At 58.5% G+C, this 25,765-nt stretch carries 24 protein-coding genes; 18 read left to right on the forward strand and 6 right to left on the reverse strand.

Translation table 11 applies throughout. From position 1 onward, the window contains the following. Positions 1-39 precede the first annotated feature (39 nt). From AC0KW6_RS08620 to AC0KW6_RS08630, 3 genes are all read right to left on the reverse strand, one after another. The gene (locus tag AC0KW6_RS08620; RefSeq protein WP_323781173.1) at positions 40-954 is read right to left on the reverse strand and encodes an ABC transporter permease; all 915 of its coding nucleotides are present in this window, start codon (positions 952-954) and stop codon (positions 40-42) included. 1 nt (position 955) lies between these two features. Next, positions 956-1,873, reverse strand: coding sequence for an ABC transporter permease (locus AC0KW6_RS08625; protein WP_323781170.1), 918 nt, complete (start codon positions 1,871-1,873; stop codon positions 956-958). Between the two features lie 145 nt (positions 1,874-2,018). Further along, positions 2,019-3,548, reverse strand: coding sequence for an ABC transporter substrate-binding protein (locus AC0KW6_RS08630; protein ID WP_474034692.1), 1,530 nt, complete (start codon positions 3,546-3,548; stop codon positions 2,019-2,021). A gap of 201 nt (positions 3,549-3,749) precedes the next feature. Here AC0KW6_RS08630 and AC0KW6_RS08635 point away from each other — a divergent pair, with 201 nt between their 5' ends. Next, positions 3,750-4,637: a LysR substrate-binding domain-containing protein gene (locus tag AC0KW6_RS08635; RefSeq protein WP_323781168.1), complete on the forward strand. Its 888-nt coding sequence runs from the start codon at positions 3,750-3,752 to the stop codon at positions 4,635-4,637. A 219-nt stretch (positions 4,638-4,856) separates the two neighbouring features. Here AC0KW6_RS08635 and AC0KW6_RS08640 read toward each other — a convergent pair whose 3' ends face one another. Together AC0KW6_RS08640 and AC0KW6_RS08645 are read right to left on the reverse strand one after the other, a co-directional pair. After that, complete coding sequence (locus AC0KW6_RS08640; protein ID WP_323781165.1) at positions 4,857-5,702, reverse strand: GNAT family N-acetyltransferase; 846 nt, start codon at positions 5,700-5,702, stop codon at positions 4,857-4,859. Between the two features lie 351 nt (positions 5,703-6,053). Further along, the gene (locus AC0KW6_RS08645) at positions 6,054-6,326 is read right to left on the reverse strand and encodes a hypothetical protein (RefSeq protein WP_474034693.1); all 273 of its coding nucleotides are present in this window, start codon (positions 6,324-6,326) and stop codon (positions 6,054-6,056) included. An 86-nt stretch (positions 6,327-6,412) separates the two neighbouring features. Between AC0KW6_RS08645 and AC0KW6_RS08650 the strand changes: the two genes are divergently transcribed. From AC0KW6_RS08650 to AC0KW6_RS08660, 3 genes are read left to right on the forward strand one after another with little or no spacing between them, the layout of a single operon-like run. After that, on the forward strand, positions 6,413-6,667 hold the full coding sequence (locus AC0KW6_RS08650) for a hypothetical protein (RefSeq protein WP_474034694.1): 255 nt from the start codon (positions 6,413-6,415) through the stop codon (positions 6,665-6,667). Continuing rightward, the gene (locus AC0KW6_RS08655) at positions 6,668-7,804 is read left to right on the forward strand and encodes a WD40 repeat domain-containing protein (protein WP_474034695.1); all 1,137 of its coding nucleotides are present in this window, start codon (positions 6,668-6,670) and stop codon (positions 7,802-7,804) included. 21 nt (positions 7,805-7,825) lie between these two features. Then, positions 7,826-8,005 (forward strand): hypothetical protein, encoded by a 180-nt coding sequence (locus AC0KW6_RS08660; RefSeq protein ID WP_323781154.1) that lies wholly within the window; start codon positions 7,826-7,828, stop codon positions 8,003-8,005. Here the strand turns inward: AC0KW6_RS08660 and AC0KW6_RS08665 are convergent. Next, complete coding sequence (locus AC0KW6_RS08665; RefSeq protein ID WP_474034696.1) at positions 8,002-8,973, reverse strand: hypothetical protein; 972 nt, start codon at positions 8,971-8,973, stop codon at positions 8,002-8,004. The genes AC0KW6_RS08660 and AC0KW6_RS08665 overlap by 4 nt on opposite strands. Between AC0KW6_RS08665 and AC0KW6_RS08670 the strand changes: the two genes are divergently transcribed. The 14 genes from AC0KW6_RS08670 (at position 8,937) to AC0KW6_RS08735 (ending at position 25,720) form a co-directional block, all read left to right on the forward strand. Continuing rightward, entirely contained in the window at positions 8,937-10,313 is a 1,377-nt protein-coding gene (locus AC0KW6_RS08670; protein WP_474034697.1) for an RNA polymerase factor sigma-54, read from the forward strand. The two genes, AC0KW6_RS08665 and AC0KW6_RS08670, sit on opposite strands and share 37 nt — an antisense overlap. Before the next feature lie 672 nt (positions 10,314-10,985). After that, positions 10,986-12,650, forward strand: a complete 1,665-nt coding sequence (locus AC0KW6_RS08675; protein ID WP_323783875.1) for a ferritin family protein — start codon at positions 10,986-10,988, stop codon at positions 12,648-12,650. An 84-nt stretch (positions 12,651-12,734) separates the two neighbouring features. Further along, a complete protein-coding gene (locus tag AC0KW6_RS08680) occupies positions 12,735-13,790 on the forward strand; it encodes a 2Fe-2S iron-sulfur cluster binding domain-containing protein (RefSeq protein WP_323783877.1) in 1,056 nt (351 codons plus the stop codon). Between the two features lie 47 nt (positions 13,791-13,837). Continuing rightward, on the forward strand, positions 13,838-14,899 hold the full coding sequence (locus AC0KW6_RS08685) for an aromatic/alkene monooxygenase hydroxylase subunit beta (RefSeq protein ID WP_474034698.1): 1,062 nt from the start codon (positions 13,838-13,840) through the stop codon (positions 14,897-14,899). A gap of 21 nt (positions 14,900-14,920) precedes the next feature. Continuing rightward, positions 14,921-15,295, forward strand: a complete 375-nt coding sequence (locus tag AC0KW6_RS08690) for an MmoB/DmpM family protein (RefSeq protein ID WP_323776069.1) — start codon at positions 14,921-14,923, stop codon at positions 15,293-15,295. 95 nt (positions 15,296-15,390) lie between these two features. Continuing rightward, a complete protein-coding gene (locus AC0KW6_RS08695; RefSeq protein WP_474034699.1) occupies positions 15,391-16,416 on the forward strand; it encodes an amidohydrolase family protein in 1,026 nt (341 codons plus the stop codon). A 4-nt stretch (positions 16,417-16,420) separates the two neighbouring features. After that, a complete protein-coding gene (locus AC0KW6_RS08700; protein WP_474034700.1) occupies positions 16,421-17,224 on the forward strand; it encodes an iron-sulfur cluster assembly protein in 804 nt (267 codons plus the stop codon). Positions 17,225-17,291: 67 nt separating this feature from the next. Next, a complete protein-coding gene (groEL, locus tag AC0KW6_RS08705; RefSeq protein ID WP_474034701.1) occupies positions 17,292-18,923 on the forward strand; it encodes a chaperonin GroEL in 1,632 nt (543 codons plus the stop codon). A 62-nt stretch (positions 18,924-18,985) separates the two neighbouring features. Then, positions 18,986-20,029 carry an NAD(P)-dependent alcohol dehydrogenase gene (locus AC0KW6_RS08710; RefSeq protein WP_474034702.1) on the forward strand — a complete coding sequence of 348 codons (1,044 nt, stop codon included), beginning with the start codon at positions 18,986-18,988 and terminating at the stop codon, positions 20,027-20,029. Between the two features lie 123 nt (positions 20,030-20,152). Further along, complete coding sequence (locus AC0KW6_RS08715; protein WP_323776074.1) at positions 20,153-20,548, forward strand: VOC family protein; 396 nt, start codon at positions 20,153-20,155, stop codon at positions 20,546-20,548. A 46-nt stretch (positions 20,549-20,594) separates the two neighbouring features. Then, positions 20,595-21,098 carry a Twin-arginine translocation pathway signal gene (locus AC0KW6_RS08720; RefSeq protein ID WP_323776075.1) on the forward strand — a complete coding sequence of 168 codons (504 nt, stop codon included), beginning with the start codon at positions 20,595-20,597 and terminating at the stop codon, positions 21,096-21,098. Between the two features lie 13 nt (positions 21,099-21,111). Beyond that, complete coding sequence (locus tag AC0KW6_RS08725; protein ID WP_474034703.1) at positions 21,112-22,683, forward strand: GMC family oxidoreductase; 1,572 nt, start codon at positions 21,112-21,114, stop codon at positions 22,681-22,683. 107 nt (positions 22,684-22,790) lie between these two features. After that, complete coding sequence (gene katG, locus AC0KW6_RS08730) at positions 22,791-24,992, forward strand: catalase/peroxidase HPI (protein WP_474034704.1); 2,202 nt, start codon at positions 22,791-22,793, stop codon at positions 24,990-24,992. 239 nt (positions 24,993-25,231) lie between these two features. After that, positions 25,232-25,720, forward strand: a complete 489-nt coding sequence (locus AC0KW6_RS08735) for a hypothetical protein (RefSeq protein WP_323776078.1) — start codon at positions 25,232-25,234, stop codon at positions 25,718-25,720. Positions 25,721-25,765: the final 45 nt, after the last annotated feature.

Consider the following 25,765-nt stretch of genomic DNA (forward strand, 5'->3'; position numbering starts at 1 on the left):
TACTTACCGATCTTGCCAGAGTGATTTGCCATTTCCGCATCAGTTGCGATCCTCCGGTGCAGTGACATCGCGCAGGCCGTCGCCGACGAGGTTGATTGCCAGGACCAGCAGGAACAGCGCGGTGCCAGGTACGGCAATCAGCCAGCCGTCAAAGAACATCAGCCCCTTTGCATCCGAGATCATCAGACCCCAGCTGGGCGTCGGCGGCTGAACTCCGAGTCCGAGAAACGAAAGTGCCGCTTCCAGCAGGATGGCATGAGCCATCTCGAGGGTGGCGATCACGATGATATGGTTGGCGATATTGGGCATCACTTCTTTGAAGAGAATGCTTGGTGTGGAACTGCCCAAGGCCCGAGCCGAAGCCACAAAATCCAACCCGCGGACTTGTTGTGTAGCGCTGCGTACGACAACTGCAAAGCGATCCCAGATCAGCAGGCCAATGACCCAGATCACAACGGTCAGAGACGAGCCGACAATGCTGATCACGGCCAGCGCCACCAGAACCACCGGCATCGACAGGCGCGTGGTGATGATGAAGTTGATCACCATATCAACCCGTCCACCGAAATAGCCCGCACAGATCCCCATTACGGTACCAATCACACCCGAAATCAGCATTGCAGAAAAGCCGATCAGCAGTGAAATCCGCGCCCCGTAGATCAAACGCGAGAGATAATCACGGCCTAAGTGATCAGTGCCCAAGATGTGAAGCCATGTCGATTTGGAGCTGTCGAACCAGACCGGAGGGATCAGACTGCGAGACAGGTCCTGAGCATAGGGATCATGTGGCGCAAGCAGCGGTGCAAACAGGGCCACAAGCACGATTACGAGAATGACAAGGCCGCCGAACATCAAGCCGCGATGTAATTTTGCGTTCTGAAGCATCATCTTTCCCGGGGAAAGAACTGGCGCTTCGGCAGTCGTTTTAGTTACGTCGTTTTCCAGCGTGCTCATATCATCCGATCCTAATCCGAGGGTCCAGCCAGGCATTCAACACGTCGGCAAGAAAAGTTAGTGCGATGTAGAAAAAGCTGAGTACCAGTACGATCGCCTGCATCATCGGCAGGTCCGCCCGCTGGATCGATTCCCAGGCCAGGAAGCCAAGTCCGTTGATGGCAAAGATCGTCTCGATTACGATGGAGCCACCCAGCATGAAGCCGAACTGAACCGCCGCCAGAGACACCACCGGAATGATCGCGTTGCGCAAGGCATGCTTGAACAGAAGTGCAAACTTGCTGACGCCCTTGGCACGTGCGGTGCGAATGTAGTCCGAGCGCAACACTTCAAGCATCCCGGCACGCGTCAGCCGCATGACACCGGGTGTGATGTAATACCCCAGAGCAATCGAAGGCATCACGAAATGCTGCCAGGTATCGCTGCCTGACACCGGAAGAATACGCCAATTGATTGCAAACCAGAGCATCATTGTCAGCGCGAACCAAAAACTCGGCATCGCCTGACCGACCACGGCAACAGTCAACGCAAATCGATCAAGCAGGCTGTTGGGGCGGATGGCCGCCAAGACGCCCAAGGGAATGGACAGGACCAGGGCAAAAATCAAAGCGCTCAAGCCAAGCGTCATCGTCGTTGGCAGACGCTGGAAAATTTCGTCCGCGACTGGCTGATTGAGATAGTGCGATTGGCCCAAATCTCCCTGCACTGCACTTGTCAGCCAGTTGAAATACTGAACGGGGATCGGTTTGTCGTAACCATAGGTCTCGCGAATAGTTTGCAGATCCGCTTCGGTGGCGCTTTCACCCGCAAGGGCAATGGCAGGATCGCCGGACAGGAAATTGAGCGAGAAGGTGAGTGACGATACCGTCAGCGCAACGAGCACGGCTGTCGATAGTCGCTTCAGTAAAAATGCAAGCACCGGTCAACCTCGATAGCTATTGGGAGTTCAAAGGACAGTGTTGTTACCCTAGGCGGATACCCGGAATTCGAGTAGCCGTGAAAGCCGGGGTCTTTCGCAGACACGGGATGACCGCGAAAGACTGCGTGCCGTTAGGCCGGCAACATTACTTCCAGCTTGCCTCGTAGAGGCGCGGGATTTCATCCGCGGTCGGCGTGAAGTTGAGATCATTCGAGAACACGTAGTACTTGGCGTAAGTGAACATCGGCAGCCAGTACACTTCTTCTGCAATGATATTGAGCGCTTCCGCATAAGCCTCTTTGCGAACTTTCGGATCAAGAGAGGTGTCGCCACGCTGCAAGGCCTTGGCAGTCCGCGGGTCCTTGGCTGGATCGTCGGCACTGCCAGAGAAGAAGTGGCTGGTGATTGCAGCGACATCCGCAATCGAGCTTGACCCCCATGTCATGTGATTGACCGGTGTTTCGCCTTTCTGGACCGCTTCGAGCAGCGAGCTGTATTGCAGCCAATTGAGTTTCGCCTGAATGCCGACAGCTGCCAGATCGCCGATAACTGCTTCGGTGAACTCACGTTCACGATAGCCATACAGGTCGAACTCGAAACCGTCCGGGTATCCGGCTTCAGCCAATAGCACCTTAGCCTTTTCAGGATCGTAGTCATAATGAGGCACGTCATCCGTGCAGCCGAATTGCGCCGGATGGCATGCCGAATTGATGGCGACGGACGCCGGTCCGACCAGTTCCTTCGCGATCGCTTCGCGGTTGATTGCATGAGCCACGGCTGCACGTACCTTCTGATCCGTGAAGAACTCTTGCCCGGAACTGCCATCGACGTCGAATGCGAGATAGGAAATCCGCAGCGTCTTTTCGTTAACGACCTGTACCCGGCCGCTCTCCTCAAGGCGCAGAGCCTGCTCTTTCGGAACGTCCCAGGCCCAATCCAGACCGCCAGTCATCAGTTCGGCCAACTGGGTATTGGACTCGCCGATCGTGCGGAAATTGATATTGCCGATTTGAGGCGTGCCTTTCGGCCCATCTGCGAAGTAGGTCTCGTTCTTTGCCCAGTTGACAAATTTGCCCGTTCGGACGTCGCTTACTTTGTAAGGGCCGGTTCCGATCGGCGAAACAGTCGAAAGGTCCCGCGTTCCGGCAGCACCGATGGAGGAACTTTCGTAATAGCCCTCGGGCATTATCATGATTTCATTTGCCAGATAGGCAAAGGCGTTCGGAAAAGGCTGAACCAGTTCCAGGCGCACTTTGTATTGGTCGAGCTTCGTGGCGCCTTTCATCCAGTTGACGACGGATTGGGCGGGCACGCCGTTGGCCTCGTCAGCAAGGAAATTGATGGTATAGACGACGTCATCCGCGTCAAAAGTGCTGCCGTCATGGAACACGACATCTTCACGCAGATCGAACTCGACCACTGTGTTGCTAATCCAATTCCAACTGGTGGCCAGAAGCGGGTCGAACTCGCCGGTCTCGTTGTTGAAAAGGACAAGACCATCCCATCCCATATGACCCATGATCACGAGTTCGCGGGTCACGCTGAAATAGGGATCGACAACGGCAACTTCCTTGGCCGTCGCCCAGTTCAGCGTATCGTCGGCCTTGCCGGCTGATACCGGCAACGCGGTCGTGGCCAAAAGACCGGCCGTTAAGGCGAGTTTAATCGATTTCATGAGTTGTCTCCTCCTTGACACGCATCAGCACGTTGTCTCATCGATAATCGCCTCCCTGCGACTTAATCGACTGTGCTGTCATGACCCCCAAGCGCTTGGCTGGCTGATCAGTGTTGATAGGATTTTCGCTTGGAGCTAGTCATAAAGCAAATTCCTATTTAGCATCAGATTATAATAAAACCTGATGGGGGGGTATCAGTTATGCTAAGGTTCAACCTACGCCAGATCGAAGCTTTTCGGACAGTGATCGAAACCGGAAACATGACTCAAGCCGGTGAGGTTCTTGGGGTCACGCAACCGGCCATCAGCCGCCTCATCCGCGATCTCGAAAATGAGTTCGGCTTGCAACTTTTCGTCCGTCATGCCGGACGTATCGAGCCCACCAAAGACGCCATCGCGTTGCATGTGGAAGTCGAGCGCTGCTATGGCGAACTTGAGCAGTTGGTCAAATTCGCGACAAACCTCGGAAAATACCGCAGAAAGCGGCTGCGGGTCGCTTCAACCGTGGGACACTCTTACTTCCTGCTGCCGAAAGTCATCAAGAGCTTTCACGCTCGCTGCCCGGATGTGACGATCAATCTGTTCAGCGGCACTTCTCCCGAGGTCGTGGAGAACATCGAAAAAGGCAGAAGCGATATCGGCCTGGCCCTTCTGCCGCTGGACGTGCACGGCGTGGTCATACAGGAAATGCCGGAAACGAACCTCGTTTGCGTCCTTCCCAGGAACCACCCTTTGAGGGCGCTTGAATCCGTCACTCCTAACGATCTCGTGGATGTTCCGTTGCTTCTGATCTCTGAGAGCAGCCTGATGCGCAAGCGTTTGCTGCAGGCGTTCAAAGACGCGGCCATCACGCCCAACGTCATCCTGGACTCCACCTATACCGGCCCGATCTGTAGCCTGGTCGCCAATGGCATGGGCGTCTCGATCATGGATATCCTGACCGCAGAAGCCTATTCGGACCTGGACATAGAAATTCGCCCCTTCAGCCCGAGCATTCCCTGTGAATTGAAACTGGTTCTGCCCGCGTCCCAGATTCTGTCTCAGCCTGCCAAGACCTTCCTTGATATTCTTCATGAACTTGCTCACTGAGCCATTGGCAACGTTCCAACACATCACGTCCGTTCAGAGCGGCTCCGGCCCACGGCTTAGGGAATGGGCCATGCAATCAACAGGATCGTGACGATGGCACGCGCGGCTGAGATCCGGCCATGCGCAAAACCTGGGCCGGCCTTGCTGTTCATGCGCCTTCGAGCTGGCGGAGTAGCGCTCCGCGTGGCGGCCTGGCCTGTTTTGCAACACTATCGATCCTCACGTTTGCGACTGAACGGCCGGAAATAGCCCGCGAGCCAGTGCCGTTTCGACGCTGCCGCGGTGACGGGTGTCGTCCTCTTCGGAGAGAAAGCGCAAGACAGGGCCATTCCTCAAGAGAAGCGCCATCCCAATGCTGCGGCGATTGCTGTCTTCGAGTACGAAAAGCCCGCGCGCCTGTCCGCGGAAACGGTGGTTTTCGATAAAAGCGGGCAGCGCCTCGGCGCCGGGCCATGGTCCGGTTTCGGCGCAGGGTAGCATCCGGGCAAGCGTTGCAGCGTCTCTCTGTACCGCCGGGCGCAAGGTGGAGCGCCCGAGCACGATCCGCGGCGGGTGGAGCAGGTGCCATTGCTCGGGTGCCATCAGGTAGTCCTGGCAGGGTTCTGCCCGCTGGGAACTTTGAAAGAACATGCGCCGGGGTGTGGGGCTGGGCGCGAAGCCGAGCCGTGCCAGCAGGGCGCGTGAGGTGGTGTTGTCCACGTGGCAGGTGGCCACGAGCGGGGGAGCAGGCCCGGAAAAACGGGCGGTGATGGTGGTTTTCAGGGCCCGGTGCATTAGTCCGCGGCCCCAATAGCTGGGCTCCAGCCAATACCATAGTGCGGCACCAAGGCAGAGACAGCCGGCCAATGAGCCCTCCCGCACCATCACCCGCAGATGCTCGCCCGGATGGCGGCTGTGGGCTAGGAGCGCCTCGGCCTCGGCACGACCGAAGGGTTGGGCCGCAGCGGCGAGCCAAGGGGCAATGCGGCAGTCCCCAAGCTGGCGAGTGATCTCGGGTAGATCACCTTCCTCTAGTGGCCGCAGCCGAAAGTCCTTGTGGTCCAGAATTTTGGGAAAGTGGTCCATCTGCCTGTTCGGTTTAATTGTGAATGATGGTTACCACAGCGCGAATCACAGGCGGGAATCAAGCCTAGTGATTCGAATGTTGAATACTTTTGGCACGAATTCTGCAGCGCAGCGAAAACACCGTTGGAACAGAGTGTTACGTCTGCCTATTTACGATCGTAAATCAACTTTACACAATTCCAGATCCGGCCGCTGTTTTGCCAAGAAACTCAATTTTTCCGGCGAATTTCATTGCACGACGGTGTGTCTTCAATAGCCTGAATGACACTCAAATGAACGGAGGCTCTTGGGGAGGTGAAGCCGTTGCTCGACACAGCACAGACATGCCTGCGCGCTGCTTGCCGTAGTCGGCTAGTTCGGTCTCTGCTGAGCGCGCGGGCCGCGCAACTCATCCCAGATTGCGGAAATATCCATAGCCATGCGCAAGTGGGCCTGCCGCATAATCTCTTCTTTTTGCGGATCATTCAGTTCGTCCAGAGCCCGCAGCGCCGCGTGCAGATCCAGTGGATCACCGGTCTCAAGAGCGCGTTCGATGGCCGCAAGACAGGCATTGTCGAAACCTTCTGTCCGGCTGCAAACCTCTTTGAGCGTTTCGAAAAATCGGATGTCGGCGGGATAATTCATCGCGGCAGCCCTTCGGTTCAGAAAACGGTATCCATTTACAGGGGGGCCCGATGACAGGTCAATCGCGCAACCTTCAAGACATTCTCATGGATCGTGTGAAAACCACCCAGGACCTCGCCGCAACAAATGTCGAGCAGCTGCGGCTGAACCAAAAGGCCAGCGGCATGGTGGTGCTCGGTATGAAGGACGAGCGCGATGGCGTGGTGGATGAGGAACTTGAAGCCGCGTGTGACGAAAACACCGAAGCGCTCGACCGCACTATGGAAAAGATCAACAGGCTGGAAAAACGGCTCTCAGACCTAGACGAAGAGCTTAGAGCCGCGATGGAAAAGGAACGTTAAATGACACAGCATATGCCGCCTCAGGCCATGTCGCTTTTCGATCTGATTGCCCGGACGTGGCATTTGGAAGGTCAAGTGCGACAGGTCTTGTTCAACGCGGGTGGAACGTCTCTGGCCGTGGCGCTGGCCGATGGCCGGCTGGCTTTTATTCGCACCGAAGATGCTGAGCATCCCGAAAAGCGGTTGCGGATGGAATTGGACACCGGCCGGACAAGCATTCGCCCCCGTGAAAAGCCGCTGCCCCTGCCGATGGTCAGCGACGTGCCAATTGCAAATGTGAACGTTGCCATAAGCCGTTTGGGTGACCAAGGCTTTGCATTTGCGCCAGATGAGGGCGGTGGGCTATGGCGCGCCACCGCGCGTGGCCAGACTCTCAAGGTGCCGGGCAAAGATGACCGAACCGTGACGGCGCTGGCCGCCCTTCCCAACGCAGACCGTATCTTGGTCGCCCGCGGTTCTGAATTGTCCGTGGTCGCCGAGGCGGGAGCGGAAGAGATCGCGCACACCGAAATGCCACACGAAGTGACACATATTGCCACGTCCCCTGATGGCAGCCTTCTGGGCTGCTGGGGCCCAGGGCATGTGAGCGTGTTGGCAACCGCCGGGTTGGACGCGATCGCACGGATTGCCTGCGGCGGCGAGGTCATCGCACTCTCATGGTCGCCCTGCAACCGCTGGCTGGTAGCCGGGTGCCGTGACAAATCTGTGCTACTGGTCGATGTGCCTGCCGGGTCGATAGACCGGATCGTCGATTTTCCCGAGGCCGTCCGTGCAGTCGATTTCAGCGGCCGGGCCAACGCGATGGTGACGTCCGGAGCGTTCCGTGTGGCCGGCTGGACGTTACCCGATCTGCCCTTCGGTGACCATCAAGGCGCGCCGATTGAGACCGGTAGAGCGGGGCTGACGATTGTTGATATCGTGGCGGTGCATCCGGTGCGAGACCTTTGCGCGGTAAGCTATGCCAACGGGCTGGTGACAATCTGCCGGATTGGCCACCCCGACGAGATGATGCTGCGCGAAGGCACAGGCGCGCCAGTCAGTTCTCTGGTCTGGTCCGATGGCGGGGAACATCTGGCAATGGGGACTGAGGACGGAAAAGTTTCAATCGCGACGTTCCCCAAAAACATGTTCAAGTAATCAACCCAAGGAGGAAAAACAATGACACAAGCTTTGTCTGCCGAAGAACAGAGCAAAGACCGTTACTTTCAGACGCTTGCGAAGGTGGCTGAAGAGATGGTGGAAGAACACGGCAAGGATTTTGCCTCTGGGGCACTTGTGCTGGCCGCGCGATGGGTGGCTGAAAGCCGTCTGGGCAAGGCTGAAGAAAAGACACACTAAGAGCGCTTGCCCGCTTGCCGCGGGGCAACGGGCGGCGCGGAGGTGGCCAGGCTCTGTATCTGGTTGACGAGTATGCTGTTTAAAGGTGCGGCCAGCGGGGCAAATTCGATGGCCGGAGGCTCTACCTTAGCAGCGGCCAGGCCTGCCACCTCCAGCGTTTCAGTAAGCTTCGGCTCGACAAGTTGCGCGAAGGCACAAAGTTCATGAATTCGGAAAGTTGCAAAATGCAGGCTGTCGTCATTCAGCAGCACATTGCCATGCTGCCTTGCGGGGACGCAGGTGTTGAGCGCATTGCTGTGGACGGCGGCGCCGAGCGTGGCCAGGACCGTTTTGCGCCATCTGGCATAATCGGTGTCGGCAGAATGGTCGATTCCAACCGCATAGAGCTTTTCGGATATCGTGCGGAAGGCCCGCCCGCCCGCGATGTATCGACGCCAGAACTCATTGGCCTCTTCAACTGTGCGGCAATCCGTGAAACGCTGCGCCAGCTTGCGGCGGATCAGCAGGACAAGCGCCATATCCACATCTTCGGATATCGAGCGGGCGATCTGCATCGCCGGCATCGGAAGGTCGGTCAAAGCCAGAAGGCGCAGGGCGGTCAATTGTTCAGTCAGCCGCGCAGAAAGAGCCGCCAGCCCGTGCCATTGCGCTGGGATGAGGCCTGCAACCTGATGCGTGAATCCGCAATTCGCGGCCTCGTGTATCGCCCGCACCCAGATGATGCATTGATCGAACAGAAAAACCAGATCGACCTCGGTGCTATTGGCCGAAGTCTCAACCCGGGGCACGGCACGAAAGCCTGGAAGGCTGCGTATTCCGGCACGCCAGTGTCGGTCAAAATCCAGTCCGCCGGCGGACCAGAGCTGCTTCACACGGGCAAGAAGCTGCGGAGAAATGCCAGGATAAGACAGCTCGGGCGGCGCGTAGTCCAATGGTACGATGCCACCGATCGGATCATCTTCTTTCATCGGGCTGCAACTCGAAGGTTTCTTTTGGTAATGATAGACCGGCTCTTGCCACAATGGCCAGAGGTTCGTCCGCTTTGGACCCCGAAGAGGGCGGCATGGGCTTAGGGTTTCATTTGCGTGCAAGCCAGGCTCAGGTGTTCAAGCTAGGGCAGGTTGTAGGTGTGTTGCAGATGTCGTCCGGCGATCTGGAGGAGCATCTGGCCGAAACCGCACAGGAAAACCCTATGCTGATCCTGCGGCCGCGGCTTGGCACCGGTTCAAGTGCAACAGATGTGCTGGAAATGACCTCCGTAGAGGAAGCCAGCAGCCTTTACGATCACGTCTTCCGCGAGTTGGCCGGGCTGATGGCCCAAGGCGGAATGTTGGAAAAATTGGTGACTCTGCTGATTGAGGAACTCGAACCCTCTGGCTGGCTCGGGCGCCCTTTGGATGAGATTGCCGGAGCGTTGGGGATTACTGGGGAGGTTGCCGAAAGGGCACTGCGGCTTATTCAGAAACGGATCGAACCCACCGGCCTCTTTGCCCGGAACCTGGAAGAATGCCTAAGATTGCAACTGGAAGATCAGGAGGCCATGACCGGGAGCATGTGCCTAGTGCTTGACCATCTAGGTGTGTTGGAAAGCGGCGGAACCGGCGAGCTTGTCAAGAAAACCGGGCTTGATGAGACCGAGGTGGCTCATTGCCTTGCGATGATCCGGGGGCTCAATCCCAAACCCGGCAGCGCCTTTGTCTTCGACCCAACACTGCTGCGTGAACCCGATGTGACTGTTACCTCTGCTGGCGACGGGTGGGAGATCGAATTTCGGTCTGCATTACAGCCGGATGTGACAATTTCACCGGTGCCGAGGGGCGCAAAGAACCCGGCAATGCAGGAAGCGCTGGCCAAGGCGCGGGCGCTTAAACAGGCGTTGGAATTGCGCCGCTCAGCGCTAAAGCAGGTGGTTGGAGTGTTGGTCCAGCGGCAGGACGCGTTTTTCCGGACCGGACCAGAGGCCTTGCATCCGATGACCATGTCGGAAATCTCACGAGAGACCGGCTTTCACCTCAGCACGGTCAGCCGGGTGCTGAACGGGCTCCTGATTGAAGGGCCGAATGGAATAATCGCCGCGCGTGCGCTTTGTGCCGGCGCGTGCTCGATCCAAAACGGGCATTCGAAGCCGAAGGTGCAGGCGCGCATCCGGTCCCTGCTCGCGGCAGAAGATCCTAGGAAGCCGTTTTCCGACCGGCAGCTGACGGTGATGCTGGAGGCCGAGGGCATCGGGGTATCGCGACGGGTAGTCGCGAAATACCGGCAGGAAAATGGCTTGGCTCCTGCGGCGAAACGGCGGCTTCGAAACTGAGCCTACGGACCTATTGACCCACCGTACGCGGCTTGGAATTCAATGGGGAAATGCCAACTGACCCCACTTTCGAAAATCCCTTGACCACGGGTTGGACACCGGGCTGGACGAGGACAGCCTATCGCCAGGCCGGAAGGTGGATGCGGCGGCCATTTCAATGCTTCGGAAGTTAGATTGTTGCCAGGTGCAACACCCGGATCATTCTCGGAAAGTGTAAAGTGTAACGCCGCGTAAAACGCCCCTCCGAAACGAGTGTAACGATATGAGACACTCGGCCTTGGCTAAGAAAAATCGACGGCAGTCTGGCTTAGCTTGCGCTGAAAAATTACCCGAAAAAAACATAGCAAAAACAGGTAATTGGTAAAAATTTCCTACTAAGACACACATTTTTCCAGCTTCTGGAACCAGCCTTGCAACAAGAATGGCACAAAGCACGAGCAGCTGCTCCGACAGGGCGCGCTCCAAAGAACGAAGGACAGAGACAAGGGGTGTCAGTCCACCGGACGACATGGGTGTAAAGACCCGGCCAGCCGTGGACATTGCCGAACTGCTCAACCTTTGCCGAGAACCTGCGCCGGAAGGTCATATGACCAACGGCGTTCAAATGAAACGGCAAAAGCCGCCAACAGGTGACCGGTCGACCGGTCGCAGAGCTTTAAGGAGGCTCATGGCATGACTTTGACGCTTAACAAGATCACGTCGCAGCGTGGTATTTCGGTCGGGGAAGCCACTAAGAAGATTTCCGACCTGGGTTGGAATCCTTCATATGTTCAGGAGGCCAGCACCTTCCCGACCGACTACAAGATCACGAAGGCCCCGCGCGACCCGATGAAGCAGGTCCTTCGCTCCTACTTCCCGATGGAAGAGGAGAAGGATAACCGCGTTTACGGTGCGCTTGACGCGGCGCTGCGCGGCGATATGTTCCGCAATGTGGAGCCCCGCTGGATTGAGTGGATGAAGCTCTTTCTCGCGATCATTCCCTTCCCCGAAATTTCTGCCGCACGTGCCATGGCAATGGTGGCTCGGATCTCGCCTGGCGAGGATCTCCGAACGGGTTTCACCATGCAGATGGTTGACGAGTTCCGCCATTCCACAATTCAGATGAACCTGAAGAAGTGGTACATGGAAAACTACATTGACCCTGCCGGCTTCGATATCACAGAAGAGGCCTTCGGAAAGTGCTACGCCACCACCATCGGACGCCAGTTTGGCGAAGGTTTCATCACTGGTGATGTGATGACCTCGGCCTGCATGTATCTGACCGTGGTTGCGGAAACCGCCTTCACCAATACGCTCTTCGTGGCCATGCCCTCGGAAGCAGCTCGGAACGGCGACTATGCCCTGCCGACCGTGTTCCTGTCGGTGCAATCGGACGAAAGCCGCCACATCGGTAACGGCCACTCCCTGCTGATGGCGGCGCTGAAGGAGCCCGAGAACCACCTGCTGCTGGAGCGCGACTTGCGTTACGCCTTCTGGCAGAACCACGCCATCGTCGATGCCGCGATCGGCACCTTTATCGAATACGGCACCACCAACCGCGACAAGGACAAGGAATCCTATGCGGAGATGTGGCACCGCTGGATTTTCGAGGATTATTACCGGACCTACATGCTGCCGCTCGAGAAGTATGGCGTGAAAGTCCATCACGATGACGTCCAAGAAGCCTGGAAGCGGATCACTGAGAAGAACTACGTCCACAAGGTCGCCCAATTCTTCGCCGTTGGCTGGCCTGTCAACTTTTGGCGGATTGAAGCCCAGACCGAGAAGGATTTCGAGTGGTTCGAGCACAAGTATCCGGGCTGGTACGCCGAATTTGGCGAGTTCTGGAAATGGTACGCAAAACTGTCGAAGCCGGGTGAAAAAGTCGTCACCTTCAACGAGGAAACTGGTTACGTCTATCCGCACCGCTGCTGGTCGTGCCTGGTTCCCTGCCTGATCCGTGAGGACATGGTGGTCGACGAGATCGATGGCGAATTGCACACATTCGCGCACGAACTGGATCGCTGGACTGCAGTTGAAGCCTTTGCCGGCGAATACCAAGGGCGTCCGACACCGGCGATGGGCAAGTTCTCCGGCAAGCGGGAATGGGAGAGTGTCTACGACGGCTGGGACCTGGCGGATGCCATCAAGGATCTCAACTTCGTCCGCGAAGACGGCGAGACCCTTACCGCCCAGCCGCACCTGCGCTTTGACAACAAGGATATGTGGAAGCTCGAGCACGTGCGCGGCCATACTCTGCGCTCGCCGCTCAACATGCTGCGTGCGATGGCTCCGGCGGAACGCGAGGCGCATATCGCCGAGTACCAGGCCGGCTTCACCATCAATCCCTGCAACTGATCACCAATGGCGGGGGCCGCGTCAGGCCCCCGCCCGCCATCGCACACGCCCGAGCCGCGTGGCGAGGAAAGGGAGGATAAAACGATGGACACCTACAATGTCCGATTGGAACCGGTCGGTGTGGAATTCGAGGTCGAGGATGGCGAATATATCCTTGACGCGGCATTCCGCCAGGGCATCGCCCTGCCTCACGGTTGCAAGGAAGGCCAGTGCTCTGCCTGCAAATGCGTCCAGCTCGACGGCGAGACCGAGATGGAGAATTACTCAACTTTCGCGCTGAACGACATGGAAAAGGACGGCGGCCATATCCTGATGTGCCGGTCTCTGGCGCTCAGCGATCTTGAAATCGAGCTTCTGAACTACGACGAGGAAGTCCTGTCGAAATCGATCCCGGTCAAGGCGTTCACCGGCCGGATCACCGATTTCCAGAAACTCACCCATGACATTCGCGGGGTCCAGATCGAACTGGATGCGCCTTTGAAATTCTGGGCGGGCCAATATGTCGACATCACGGTCAAAACCGAAGAAGGGGAGGAGATTACACGCTCGTTCTCCATGGCAAATCCGCCGAGCGAAACCCAGAAACTCGGGTTCATCATCAAAAAATACCCCGACGGGCGGTTCTCCAACGAGCTCGACGACGGCGGCATCAAGGCAGGTGCGGAAGTGCGGGTCGAAGGCCCCTACGGGATGTGCTTCCGACGGGAAGACCGGCAAGGACCGGTGATCCTTGTCGGCGCGGGCTCTGGCATGTCGCCGGTCTGGTCGATCCTTAATGACCATGTGGAAAGCGGCGAGGACCGGCCGGTATATTTCTACTACGGTGCCCGCACCCAAGACGACCTGTTCAAGCTCGAGGAAATCGGCGCCCTGACCGAGGCCTATCCCAACGTCCGGTTCATCCCGGTGCTGAGCCACGAGGACGAAGGCAACGGCTGGGCCGGCGCACGCGGCTTTGTGCATGAATACGTCGACAGCCACCTGCGCGAGCTGGGGATCAATGGTGAAGGCGATGTCTATGCTTGCGGCCCGCCGCCGATGATCGACGCGCTGACCCCAGTGCTCTTCATGCACGACTTCGAAACCGATCGCATTTTCTACGACAAGTTCACCCCCACTTCCGGTTCTTCGGCCCACTGAGACGGGCCGAACGCTAGTGACGTGAACCAAACCAAAGGGAGGCTACCATGGTAGCAACATCAAGCTCTGTCGGATCTGGCGCTGCCGGCGCGGCGCAATTTGTCGGCTCGAAAAGCCGCAAATATAACTACTTCGAGCCGCGCGGCAAACGCGCGACCCATTACGAGGACGTCACCGTCGACGTGCAACCCGATCCCGAACGCTACCTGATCCAGAACTGGATCATCGAGTTCGAGGGCGGCAAGGGCGGCGGCGCCTACCAGAAGGGCAGTACCGCGGCGCTGTCGTCGAACTGGCACGCCTTCCGGGCGCCGGACCAGGAATGGGAACGCACCCACTACCAGCGCCAGTCCAAGATCGAGACCATGGTGCAGGCGGTGATAGCCAATGCCCGCAAGGCCGGCGCGCACAAGGTCTTCGACAAGGCGTGGCAGACAATCCTGCAAAAGCATCTGGGGGCGTGGAAGCACGCCGAATTCGGCCTAGGCACCTCACTCATGCAGGCGCAGCGCTATGGCTACACCCAGATGATCAACAACGCGACGTTGACCAACTCATCCTACAAGATGCGGCTGACGCAGGACATCACGCTCTATCTGGCCGAGATCGGCATGGATATCGACGGTTGGGATGACGAGCTTGGCAAGAAAGCCTGGCTGGAAGATCCGATCTGGCAGCCCTGCCGCGAAGCGATCGAGACGATCATGGGCTCCGAGGATTACCTCGAGCAGTATTTCGCCATCAACATCATCTTCGAACCGATGGTGGGCGAGCTGATCCGCTCGGGCTTCTTCATGCAGGCAGCCGCGGCCAACAACGACTTCATCACCCCGCCGGTGATTTCCGCTGCCGAGGCCGACTACGAGCGCAACCTCGCGAACACTGTCGACCTGGTCTACCTGCTGGCTCATGACCAAGAGCACGGCGCGCACAACCGCAAGCTCTTCAAGTCCTGGCTCGCCAAGCATGGCGACCTGGCTGAAAAAGCCGCCGCCGCATTGCAGCCGATCTGGTCGCAGCCGCACTCCAAACCGGTCTCCTTCGAAGACGTCAAGGCCGTTTCGAAAGAACGTCTCGACCGGATCGTCAGCGAGCTGGGTCTCGAATAACCTTCTGAAAGGACAAGACACATGTCTATCACAGCGCGCAATGCGACCAAGCAAAACATTTTCAAGTCAATGAAGGACATCGACCTGACCTCGCGCGAGGTTTCGCACCAGTGCGGCGTCACTATGAACGACAGCGTCGAGGCCCGCGCCATCGCCGAATTCATGGAGGAAAACGATCCCAATGTCACGGTCACCTACAACCCGGCGACCATCCGCATCGACGGCGAAGGCAAGCTGATCTTCAAGATGGACGAGATCACCGAATTTCTCGGCCGCGAGATGACCGCCGAGACCTTCGAGGTCAATACCTCCACCCACTACGGGCGGATGGTGCGGATCGACGACGATACCGTGATCCTGTTCGGCGATATGAACGAGGTGATGGAGTACATCTGATCGGTTCTCTGCGCCGCAGATGACAGGCTCCGGGGCCCCGTACCCCACGCGCCCCGGAGCCAATGACAAACCTAAGCCACGCAAGGGAGGACGACATGTACACCACCAAGGACGGAAAAGAGATCTTCATTCTCGACGGCCACACCCATTTCTGGGACGGCAGCCCCGAGAACCAGGCCAATGTGCATGGCAAGCAGTTCATTGATTGCTTCTACGCCTATCATACCAACCTCAGCCCGCCCGAAGAGCTGTGGGAGAAGGCGCGTTTCGAGAAATACTCCGAGGACGACATCTACCGCGACCTCTTCGTCGACGGCCCCAACGACATGGCGATCATCCAGACCACGGTACTGAGTGACTTCTACAAAAAAGGCTTCGGCTGCCTGGAACGCTCGAACGAGATGGCCAAGCGCCACCCCGAGCGCTTTATCGTCAACGGCAGCTTCGATCCGCGCGATGGTGAGAAGGCGCTGGAATACATCCACTACATGAAGGAGACCTACGACATCTCCGGCGTGAAGATGTACACCGCCGAATGGAATGGCGACAGCAAGGGCTGGGCGCTTAACGATCCCGCGGCCTACAAGTGCTTCGAGCTCTGCGACAAGCTGGGCATCAAGAACATCCATGTCCACAAGGGTCCGACGATTATTCCGCTGTCGAAGGATGCCTTCAGCGTAGACGACGTCGATTACGCTGCCACCGATTTCCAGAACCTCAACTGGATCGTCGAACATTGCGGCCTGCCGCGGCTCGATGATTTCTGCTGGATCGCGACGCAGGAAACCAACGTCTATGCCGGGTTGGCCGTGGCGATGCCCTTCATTTACTCGCGCCCGCGCTACTTTGGCGAGGTCATGGCCGAACTGCTCTGGTGGGTGGGCGAGGACAAGCTCCTCTTTGGCTCCGACTATGCGATCTGGACGCCGAAATGGCTGGTCGAGAAGTTTTGGGATTATCAAATCCCCGAAGACATTTCGGCCGAGCGCGGCGGTGTTCAGCTTACCGACGAGATTAAGGAGAAGATCCTCGGCCTGAACGCGGCGAAGCTCTATGATATTGACGTTTCGCAGAAGCAGGCCGAACTGGCCGGCGCTCCTGTCCAAATCGCGGCGGAGTGATCTGATGCTGGTCGCCAATCTCAAGGCGGAGCTGGAACTCGAAGTCTGGGAATGTCTCGCTGCCGTGACAGACCCAGAGCTTGACGAACCCATCACCGATATGGGTTTCGTCGAGACGATCGAGGTGACGGATGCGAAAAATGTGAGAGTCGAATTTCGGCTCCCTACTTATTGGTGCTCGCCGAATTTCGCATTTCTCATGGCCTTTGGAATCCGCAAAGAAGTGTTGTCGCTGCCCTGGGTGGTGGAGGCATCTGTTCAACTCAATGACCATTGCTTCGGTGAAAAAGTCAATGAAGGGGTCAACAGCGGGCGGAACTACCACGATGTCTTTGCCGAGTATTGTGACGGCGCCAGTTTAACTGAGGTGGTAGAAAAGTTCCTTGCCAAGGCTTTCGACCGGCGTCAGGAAACCGTGCTTTTGGGGCTTCAGGAAAAGGGCTATAGCGCAGCAGCGATCGTGTCCATGACCCTCGGTCAGCTTCAAAAGGTCGATTTCGCCGGCGAAGAAGAGCTGCGGCAGAAACCGCGCTATCTGGAGCTGCTCCTGGCGCAAGGTCTGGCGGAAAATCCAGGGGACCTGAGCTTTCCGACTTGGGACGGACAGAAGATCAAAGCCGAAACTTTGGCCGAGCATCTTAATCGCCTGCGCAGCACACGGATCAACATGGAGTTCAACGGCGCCCTATGCCGGGGACTCGCGAAAACTCGCTACAAAGAGGTTGAGATCGGACCCGACGGACCGGCACTGATCGACTTTATTGCCGGCCGCGTGCCGCCTCGGGAAAATGCCACCGTACGTGGTTAAGTAGCTGGAAAATTTACGAACTTTAGGGAGGACGCCTGGGAATATCCCCAGGCCGAAGGAGGAAGATATGGCTAAACTCATGGTACATGGCAAGGTCGCCCGCAACTGTCTGGCCCGGGGTGTCGCGCGGCTTGCCGCGGCAGTGGAACCCACCCTCGGGCCGAAGGGGCTGAATGCGATGGTTGACCGTCCGGTGGGCACCCCGCTGGTCACCCGGGACGGGGTCAGCATCGCATCCGAGATCGAGCTGAATGACCGCTTCGAGAACATGGGCGCACAGGTGGTGCGCGAGGTCTCGATGCAGACCAATGATGTGGCCGGAGACGGCACCACCACAGCTATCGTGCTCGCCAATGCGCTGATCCAGCGTGGCGTGGACCTGACCGACAATGGCGTGAAACCAGTCGATCTTTGCAAGGGCATCGACCTGGCGGTGGCGCGGGTGATCAGCGCCATCGACGCCTCCTCGGTGAATTGCGACGACCATCCCGAATATCTAGAAGCCGTCGCCTGCGTGTCTTCGACGGATCCAAAACTTGGCGAACTGGTCGCCGAGGCCTTTCGGCGCGTCGGCCGCGACGGCGTGATTTCCGCCGATTTCGGGGTGACCATCGAAACCACGATGGAAGTGGTCGAGGGGATGTCCATCGAGCGAGGCTATATCTCGCACCACATGGTCACCGACCGGGAGAACATGGAAGCTGTTCTGCGCAACCCGCTGATCCTGCTGACCGATCAGAAGATCCTCAAGCCCGAACTGCTTGATAATGCAATTTCGATTGCCGATGGCGAGAACCGCCCCTTGCTGATTGTGGCAGAAGAGATCGCCCCCGAGGTGGTTGTAAAGCTTCTGGAAAACGGCGGCGCCGGGAAATATCTGATCGTCCATCCGCCGGAATACGGCCACTGGCGCGCAGCGCTGATGGACGACCTGGCGATCCTGACAGGCGGCGAGGTGCTGGCCCGCGACCTCGGCAAGAAGATCGAAAGCGTCACCCGCGAACAGTTGGGCGGGGCCGAGATGGTGCGGTCACATGCATCCGGCACTTCGATCCTGCGCGGTGAAGGCGACCCTGGCGCGATTACCGCCCGCCGCAACCAGGTGCAGCGCCAGCATGACGTTGCGCCTCCGAATATCGAAAAGGACAAACTGCGTGAACGGCTGTCCAAGCTGACCGGCGGCAGCGCCATTATTTACGCTGGCGGTTTCACCCCAGTCGAGCAAAAACGAACGATCCAGCTGATCGAGGACGCGCTATGCGCGGTCCAGGCGGCGGCCGAGGACGGCGTGGTTGCCGGTGGCGGCACGGCGCTGGCCCAGATCTCCGACTGTCTCGACACGCTCGACGCGCTGGGAGACGTGGCCAAGGGCATCCAACTGGTCCGCTCGATCCTGACCGAGCCGCTGCGCCGTATCGCCCGCAATGCAGGTGCCGATATCGCCAGCGTGGCCCAAGCGGTCACCGAAGGCCCGGCTGGCCATGGCTACAACGCCGCGACCGGCGCCTTCGGCAACATGTTCGAGGCCGGCATCGTCGATCCCGCCCGGGTGCCTGCCAGCGCGCTGGTCAACGCAGCCTCGGTGGCGACGCTGATCCTAACCACCGAAACCTTGGTGGGCGATCTGGAGGAAGGCGAAGCAGATCCGACAGAAGGCCCCGCCCGTGGCGGCGGTGCTGAGCTGCTGGGACGGGCCTGAGCGCACTGTTGCAAACCAGGGAACCGGCCGGGCCGGTCCGATCAGACTGAAGGAACGAGACCATGAAAGCAGCGAGACTCTACGAATACGATCCGGAGATGAACGTGGAGCTGAAGATCGAAGAGGTTCGTCCTCCTACGATCACGGCCCCGGACGAAGTGATCGTCAAGGTCGGTGCGGCTGGCCTGTGCCGCACTGACCTGCATATTATTGAAGGTGTCTGGAAGGACATCATGGATACCCACGGGAACCTTCTGCCCTATGTTTTGGGCCATGAGAATGCTGGCTGGGTTGAGGATGTCGGCAGTTCAGTGACCTCTGTGAAACCGGGTGATGCGGTGATCTGCCACCCGCATCGCAGCTGCGGCATATGCCTGAATTGCCGGTATGGTCACGACATGTATTGCGACCACGGGCTGTTTCCGGGCCTTGGATTGGACGGTGGTTTTGCCGAATATTTCAAGACCAGCGAAAGCTCGGTCATAAAGCTCAACACCGGCATCACGCCGCTCGAGGTCGCGCCAATGGCCGATGCGGGCATCACAGCTTATCGCGCCGCCAAGAAGGCTGCGAAACTTCTCAACCCGGGCGGTTACGTTCTGCTTCTGGGAATAGGCGGGCTCGGCCATATCGCGCTCCAGGTGCTCAAGCATTCCTGCGGCGCGCGGGTGATCGCGGTGGACCGTGAACCCGCAGCACAGGTGCTCGCTAAAGAGTTGGGGGCGGACTTCGTTCTAGACGGCGGGCCGAACCTTGTCGACGAGGTGAAGGATCTGACTGGTGGCGGCGCGCATGTGGCGATTGATTTCGTCGGCGAGCACGGCACCGAAAATGTCTGCTGGAAGCTGCTCCGCCAGGGAGGTGAACTGATCATGGTAGGCTATGGCGGCACCGTCGAGGTTCCGACACTGGAGCTGGTGGCCAACGAAATCAAGATCGGCGGCAGCCTCGTGGGCGACTACACCGAGCTTGTCGAGCTGATGGAAATGAATGCTGACGGTCTCGTGACGATGCATCAGACCGAATACAGCCTCGCCAACATCAACCAGGCGATATCCGATTTTAAGGATCGAAAGTTTACCGGACGCGGCGTGATCGTTCCCTGACACTCCGCCCGGCTCTCCGGTGTGTCGGTGGCCACAAAACCGCCCCGGAGCCTCCCCCTGCGGCCGATGCCCTCCCCCATCCGGCCGCAGGGCCTCCTCTTTCTTACAAATGCCGAGGACGACATGGCAAAAGCAATCCATTCCATGATCCGCGTGCTCGACGAGGATCGCTCAATCGCCTTTTACCGCCAGGCCTTCGGCCTGGATGTGGCGGAACGGATCGACTTCGACGGTTTCACGCTGGTTTACCTATCCAATGACGAGGCTTCCTTCGAGTTGGAACTGACCATCAACAAGGACACAACCGAACCCTACGATCAAGGCAATGGGTATGGCCATCTGGCCTTCAGTGTTGAGGACCTCGATGCCGAGCACGCCCGCTTTGAAGCAGCGGGGTTCGCTCCCCGCAAGCGCGTCGATTTTAAACGCAACGGCCAGACACTGGCCCGTTTTTTCTTCGTTCAGGACCCCGACGGATATGAAATCGAGGTTCTGCAACGGGCCGGGCGATACCAGTAAACCTAACTCTGACAGGGAGGAAACCATGTCAATTCGCAAGCAAACAATGACTCGCCGCCAGCTGCTCTCTCAAAGTGCGCTTTTTGGGGCCAGCTTCGTTGTCGGCACCAGCTTCGTTGCAGCCCAGGCCAAAGCTGCCAACTGGGCGCTGGCGGTCGATCATCTGAAGCCTGAGACCATGGCAACGCTGATCCAGATGGCGCGGGATATCTATCCGCATGACCAGGTGCCGGACAAGTTCTATGCCATTGCGGTCAAAGGCTATGATGTGGCCGAAGCTTCCGAAGGCATCGAGGCCGGAGTGGCCGCGCTGAACGAAGCGGCGCACGGCATTGGCTATGCAAATTACATCGATATCGGCTGGGAACGCGACCGGGTGAACCTTCTGCGTGGGATGGAGAGCAGCCCATTCTTCCAGCAGATCCGCGGCGGTCTGGTGACTGGCCTTTACAACCAGAAAGCAGTTTGGCCGATCTTCGGATACGAGGGCGAGAGCTTTTCCGAAGGCGGCTACATCGACCGTGGTTTTGACGACATCAATTGGCTTTAAGGGGGGGTGAGCAATGACTGCACCATTTAATTTAAATGACGACAGCGTCGTCGTCGTCATAGGCACCGGTGCTGGCGGCGGCGTACTAGCCAACGAACTAGCTCAGAAAGGCGTGTCCGTGGTCGCCCTCGAAGCGGGCGGGCGCTATCTGCCGGAAGACTATATCAATGACGAATGGGAAAGCTTCGGCCAGCTCGCCTGGACCGATCCGCGCACGACCTCAGGCGACTGGCGCGTTGCCAAGGATTTTTCGGGACTTCCTGCCTGGATAGTGAAGGCTGTGGGCGGCACCACCACCCACTGGGCCGGCGCTGCGCTGCGGTTTCAGGACCATGAATGGAAGGCCAAGACCACCTATGGCGCGGTGCAGGGCGCAAACCTGCTCGACTGGCCGATCGATCCGCGCGAGATGGACGACTATTACACCAAGGCCGAGACCAAGCTGGGCGTGACCCGCACCGGCGGCCGCGCCGGTCTGCCCGGCAACAACAACTTCCAGGTCTTCGAGAAGGGCGCCAAGGCGCTTGGCTATGAGCAGGTGCACACCGGGCGCATGGCGATCAACTCGGCGGATTATGACGGGCGTCCGGCCTGCCAGCAGACCGGCTTCTGCTTCCAGGGCTGCAAATGGGGGGCCAAGTGGTCGTCGGCCTATACCGACATCCCGAAGGGCGAGGCAACCGGCAATCTCGAGGTGCGCGAGCGGGCACATGTCCTACGGATCGAGCACAACCAGCAGGGTAAGGTCACGGGCGTCGTCTATGTCGATGCCGATGGCAACCAGCAGGAACAGAAGGCCCGCGTGGTCTGCGTCGCCGGCAATTCGATCGAGAGCCCGCGCCTGCTGCTCAACTCGGCCTCCGCGATGTTCCCGGACGGACTGGCCAATAGCTCTGGGCAGGTGGGGCGCAACTACATGCGGCACGTCACCGGCTCGGTCTATGCGACCTTCGACAAGCCGGTCAGGATGTGGCGCGGCACCACCATGGCGGGGATCATCCAAGACGAGGCCAAGCACGATCCCGAACGCGGCTTTGTCGGCGGCTATGAGCTGGAGACCCTGGCGCTGGGGCTTCCCTTCATGGCGGCCTTCCTCGATCCCGGCGGCTGGGGGCGCGAGTTCACCACCGCGCTCGATCACTACGAGAACATGGCCGGCATGTGGATCGTCGGCGAAGACATGCCGCAGGAGACCAACCGCATCACACTCAACCATGCGGTGACCGACCAGCATGGCCTGCCAGTGGCCGATGTGCATTTCGACGATCACCCCAATGATGTCGCCATGCGCAAACATGCCTACAAACAGGGCTTAGGGGTCTATGAGGCAGTGGGCGCGACCCGCGTTTTCCCGACCCCGCCTTATCCTTCGACCCACAACCTTGGCACCAACCGGATGTCTGAGAACCCGCGGGATGGGGTGGTGAATGCACATGGCCAGACCCACGACGTTCCCAACCTCTTTGTTTCAGACGGCAGTCAGTTCACCACCGGTGCTGCGGAAAATCCGACGCTCACCATCGTGGCGCTGGCGATCCGCCAGGCCGACTACATCGCCGCAGGGCTGAGCAAACAGAACCTCTGAACGGCCTTTCTTAAGAAATCGGGTGATCCCGCCGGACGGGACGCCCAGCCCTAAGCCTCATTTGGCTGAAGGATAGATTGCTAATTTTCGAATGTGGGAGAGATACGATGGACGGAAATGACATGCGCCAAAGGGGCAAATGCCCGGTAATGCACGGCGCGGCCGCAGCGACGGCCAAGAGCGGCCACGAATGGTGGCCCAACCAGCTTAATTTGCGGATTTTGCACCAGCATCAGCCGGCTTCGGAACCGCTGCCGGAGACATTTGATTATGCCCAGGCATTCAAGGCTCTTGATCTGGACGCAGTGAAGGCAGATTTAGCAGCGCTGATGACGGACACCAAAGACTGGTGGCCGGCGGACTACGGCCACTATGGTCCGCTGTTCATCCGCATGGCATGGCACAGTGCCGGGACGTACCGCACCGCCGACGGGCGTGGCGGGGCTGCTACTGGCAACCAGCGTTTCGCGCCAGTGAACAGCTGGCCGGACAACGGCAATCTCGACAAGGCCCGCCGACTTCTCTGGCCAGTCAAGGAGAAATACGGCAACGCAATTTCCTGGGCGGACCTGATTGTTCTCGCAGGTAACGTCGCCATCGAAACCATGGGCGGCAAGACCTTCGGTTTTGGTGGCGGGCGCGAGGACATTTGGGCACCGGAAGAAGATATCTACTGGGGGTCCGAAACTGAATGGCTGGGTGAGACCCGCTATTCCGGTGACCGTGAACTGGAGAACCCGCTCGCCGCCGTGCAGATGGGTCTAATCTATGTCAATCCTGAAGGCCCCAACGGCAACCCCGATCCCATCGCCTCTGGCCGGGATATTCGCGAGACCTTCGCCCGGATGGGAATGAATGATGAAGAAACCGTGGCGCTTGTTGCCGGGGGGCACACATTTGGAAAGGGGCATGGTGCAGGCGATCCGGCCCTGGTCGGCGCAGAGCCTGAAGCGGCCCCGTTACAGGAGATGGGCTTGGGGTGGAAAAATACCCATCGCTCGGGCAAGGGAGCCGACACCACCACCTCAGGTATCGAAGGGCCTTGGACCTCAAATCCGATAAAGTGGGATAACGGCTTTTTCGATGTTCTCTTCGGCTACGATTGGGAGCTGACCAAAAGCCCGGCGGGCGCGCAGATCTGGCACGCCAAAGGCCTGTCGGATGATGATCACGCACCGCAAGTGGACGGCTCGTCAGAAAAAGTGCCGCTGATGATGACCACTGCCGATATGGCAATGCGCATGGACCCGGTCTACGGCCCGATCTCCAGGCGGTTCCATGAAAACCCCGATGAATTCGCCGAGGCCTTTGCCCGCGCCTGGTTCAAGCTGACCCACCGCGACATGGGGCCGAAAGCCCGCTACCTGGGCAATGAGGTTCCGGCGGAGGACCTTATCTGGCAAGATCCTCTCCCGGCGGCTGAGCACCCTCTAATCGACGAGTCCGATCTTCTCGGACTCAAGGCGGAGATCCTGGCCAGCAACCTGTCAGTGGCCGATCTTGTCTGGGCAGCGTGGTCTTCTGCCTCCACATTCCGTGGCTCCGACAAGCGGGGCGGTGCCAATGGCGCGCGCATCCGGCTTGCGCCGCAGAAAGACTGGGAGGCCAACGACCCAGCTCGCCTGTCCCGCGTTTTGGACACCCTCCAAGGTATCCAAGCAGCCTTCAATGGCGGGGCGTCGGGCGGCAAAGAGGTTTCTTTGGCCGATTTGATCGTTCTTGGCGGCAATGCGGCGATTGAGCAGGCGGCCCGCGCTGGCGGCCACGATATAAAGGTTCCCTTCAACCCGGGGCGTACTGACGCCAATGCCGATCAAACCGATGTTGAGTCCTTCGAACCCTTGGAGCCGATCGCAGATGGTTTCCGCAACTTCGAGAAAGCCGCCTATACCTATCCTGCCGAGGCGCTCCTGATTGACAAAGCACAGCTTCTTGGGCTCAGCGCGCCGGAAATGACGGTTCTTGTCGGAGGCCTGCGTTCCATCGGTGCGACCCATGGCCCGTCCAATGCGGGCGTTCTAACCAACCGCCCGGGCACTCTCAGCAACGATTATTTTACCAATATCCTGGACATGGATATCGAGTGGGTGCCCACCAATCCGGACGAACGCGTTTTTGAAGGCCGTCACAGGTCGAGCGGGGAAAAGAAATGGACCGGCACGCGTGTAGATCTGGTGTTCGGCTCTAATTCGCAGCTTCGCGCGTTGTCCGAAGTGTATGCCAGCCGGGCCAACGAGAAGCATTTTGTAGACGAGTTCGTCGCGGCCTGGACCAAAGTTATGAACGCCGATCGCTTGGACCTGACCTGAAGCCGGACCGGAAAAATGCTTTAACTTTTACCATTCTCGGGGGCCGGACTGCCGGCCTCCGGTCTCAGGGAAAACCGAAGCGGGCTGACCGCCTTTGAAAAATCGCCATCACGCCATCACCCGGACGGTCGTCCCGGTTTTCGCCTCATCTTGTCCGCGTGGGCCAGCAGGTCCCGCGTCATTATAAATAGGAATCAGTGCTTATAGCTGGTACTTTCCGAAACTGGGAGGAACGTATTGTGGATATCTTTTCGAAGCGCGATGGACCGCGTCTTGAAGACGTTAAAGCTAGGCGGGTTTTATCCGAAAACGCAGGAACGATCCGTAAGCTGGCAGACCAGATCAGCAACGGCGGTTTCACCCGGATGCGTCAGGAGCAGGCGCGTGCCCGCGAAGAACCCAAGCCCGACGGGCTGATCATCCATGATCTCAAAGCATCTGCCGCTGCGAGAACGCCCGAGCCCTACGTCAAAGTAAGCATAAACAATCGCGTGTTGATTGCAGACTTGTCCAATGGGCGCCAAATTCAAATGCTTGGTGAAATCCGCGGGAATTTCATGTCGCGCAAATTGGTGCTGGCGACCAAGGAAAACGGTTTCTTTTCCCCTGTAGATGACGAAACACGCGAAGCAATCGGCCATCTGGAAAATGTGGAAATCAATTCAGAGTTTACCGAGACCGACCTTGCGAATACGCTTGAGACGCTACTGGGGCTGAAGCGCGAATAGACGGCGAGGGTACTTTTCTTTCATGGCCAACGACTTAGAAGTGCC

The organism is Leisingera sp. SA215 (assembly GCF_055902035.1).

What these genes read in the sequence shown, in the direction of transcription:
- AC0KW6_RS08620 (WP_323781173.1), bottom strand. Translation starts at nt 954, where the DNA reads ATGAGCACGCTGGAAAACGACGTAACTAAAACGACTGCCGAAGCGCCA.
- AC0KW6_RS08630 (WP_474034692.1), bottom strand. Translation starts at nt 3,548, where the DNA reads ATGAAATCGATTAAACTCGCCTTAACGGCCGGTCTTTTGGCCACGACC.
- AC0KW6_RS08635 (WP_323781168.1), top strand. Translation starts at nt 3,750, where the DNA reads ATGCTAAGGTTCAACCTACGCCAGATCGAAGCTTTTCGGACAGTGATC.
- AC0KW6_RS08640 (WP_323781165.1), bottom strand. Translation starts at nt 5,702, where the DNA reads ATGGACCACTTTCCCAAAATTCTGGACCACAAGGACTTTCGGCTGCGG.
- AC0KW6_RS08645 (WP_474034693.1), bottom strand. Translation starts at nt 6,326, where the DNA reads ATGAATTATCCCGCCGACATCCGATTTTTCGAAACGCTCAAAGAGGTT.
- AC0KW6_RS08650 (WP_474034694.1), top strand. Translation starts at nt 6,413, where the DNA reads ATGGATCGTGTGAAAACCACCCAGGACCTCGCCGCAACAAATGTCGAG.
- AC0KW6_RS08655 (WP_474034695.1), top strand. Translation starts at nt 6,668, where the DNA reads ATGACACAGCATATGCCGCCTCAGGCCATGTCGCTTTTCGATCTGATT.
- AC0KW6_RS08660 (WP_323781154.1), top strand. Translation starts at nt 7,826, where the DNA reads ATGACACAAGCTTTGTCTGCCGAAGAACAGAGCAAAGACCGTTACTTT.
- AC0KW6_RS08670 (WP_474034697.1), top strand. Translation starts at nt 8,937, where the DNA reads ATGGTACGATGCCACCGATCGGATCATCTTCTTTCATCGGGCTGCAAC.
- AC0KW6_RS08665 (WP_474034696.1), bottom strand. Translation starts at nt 8,973, where the DNA reads ATGAAAGAAGATGATCCGATCGGTGGCATCGTACCATTGGACTACGCG.
- AC0KW6_RS08675 (WP_323783875.1), top strand. Translation starts at nt 10,986, where the DNA reads ATGACTTTGACGCTTAACAAGATCACGTCGCAGCGTGGTATTTCGGTC.
- AC0KW6_RS08680 (WP_323783877.1), top strand. Translation starts at nt 12,735, where the DNA reads ATGGACACCTACAATGTCCGATTGGAACCGGTCGGTGTGGAATTCGAG.
- AC0KW6_RS08685 (WP_474034698.1), top strand. Translation starts at nt 13,838, where the DNA reads ATGGTAGCAACATCAAGCTCTGTCGGATCTGGCGCTGCCGGCGCGGCG.
- AC0KW6_RS08690 (WP_323776069.1), top strand. Translation starts at nt 14,921, where the DNA reads ATGTCTATCACAGCGCGCAATGCGACCAAGCAAAACATTTTCAAGTCA.
- AC0KW6_RS08695 (WP_474034699.1), top strand. Translation starts at nt 15,391, where the DNA reads ATGTACACCACCAAGGACGGAAAAGAGATCTTCATTCTCGACGGCCAC.
- AC0KW6_RS08700 (WP_474034700.1), top strand. Translation starts at nt 16,421, where the DNA reads ATGCTGGTCGCCAATCTCAAGGCGGAGCTGGAACTCGAAGTCTGGGAA.
- groEL (WP_474034701.1), top strand. Translation starts at nt 17,292, where the DNA reads ATGGCTAAACTCATGGTACATGGCAAGGTCGCCCGCAACTGTCTGGCC.
- AC0KW6_RS08710 (WP_474034702.1), top strand. Translation starts at nt 18,986, where the DNA reads ATGAAAGCAGCGAGACTCTACGAATACGATCCGGAGATGAACGTGGAG.
- AC0KW6_RS08715 (WP_323776074.1), top strand. Translation starts at nt 20,153, where the DNA reads ATGGCAAAAGCAATCCATTCCATGATCCGCGTGCTCGACGAGGATCGC.
- AC0KW6_RS08720 (WP_323776075.1), top strand. Translation starts at nt 20,595, where the DNA reads ATGACTCGCCGCCAGCTGCTCTCTCAAAGTGCGCTTTTTGGGGCCAGC.
- AC0KW6_RS08725 (WP_474034703.1), top strand. Translation starts at nt 21,112, where the DNA reads ATGACTGCACCATTTAATTTAAATGACGACAGCGTCGTCGTCGTCATA.
- katG (WP_474034704.1), top strand. Translation starts at nt 22,791, where the DNA reads ATGGACGGAAATGACATGCGCCAAAGGGGCAAATGCCCGGTAATGCAC.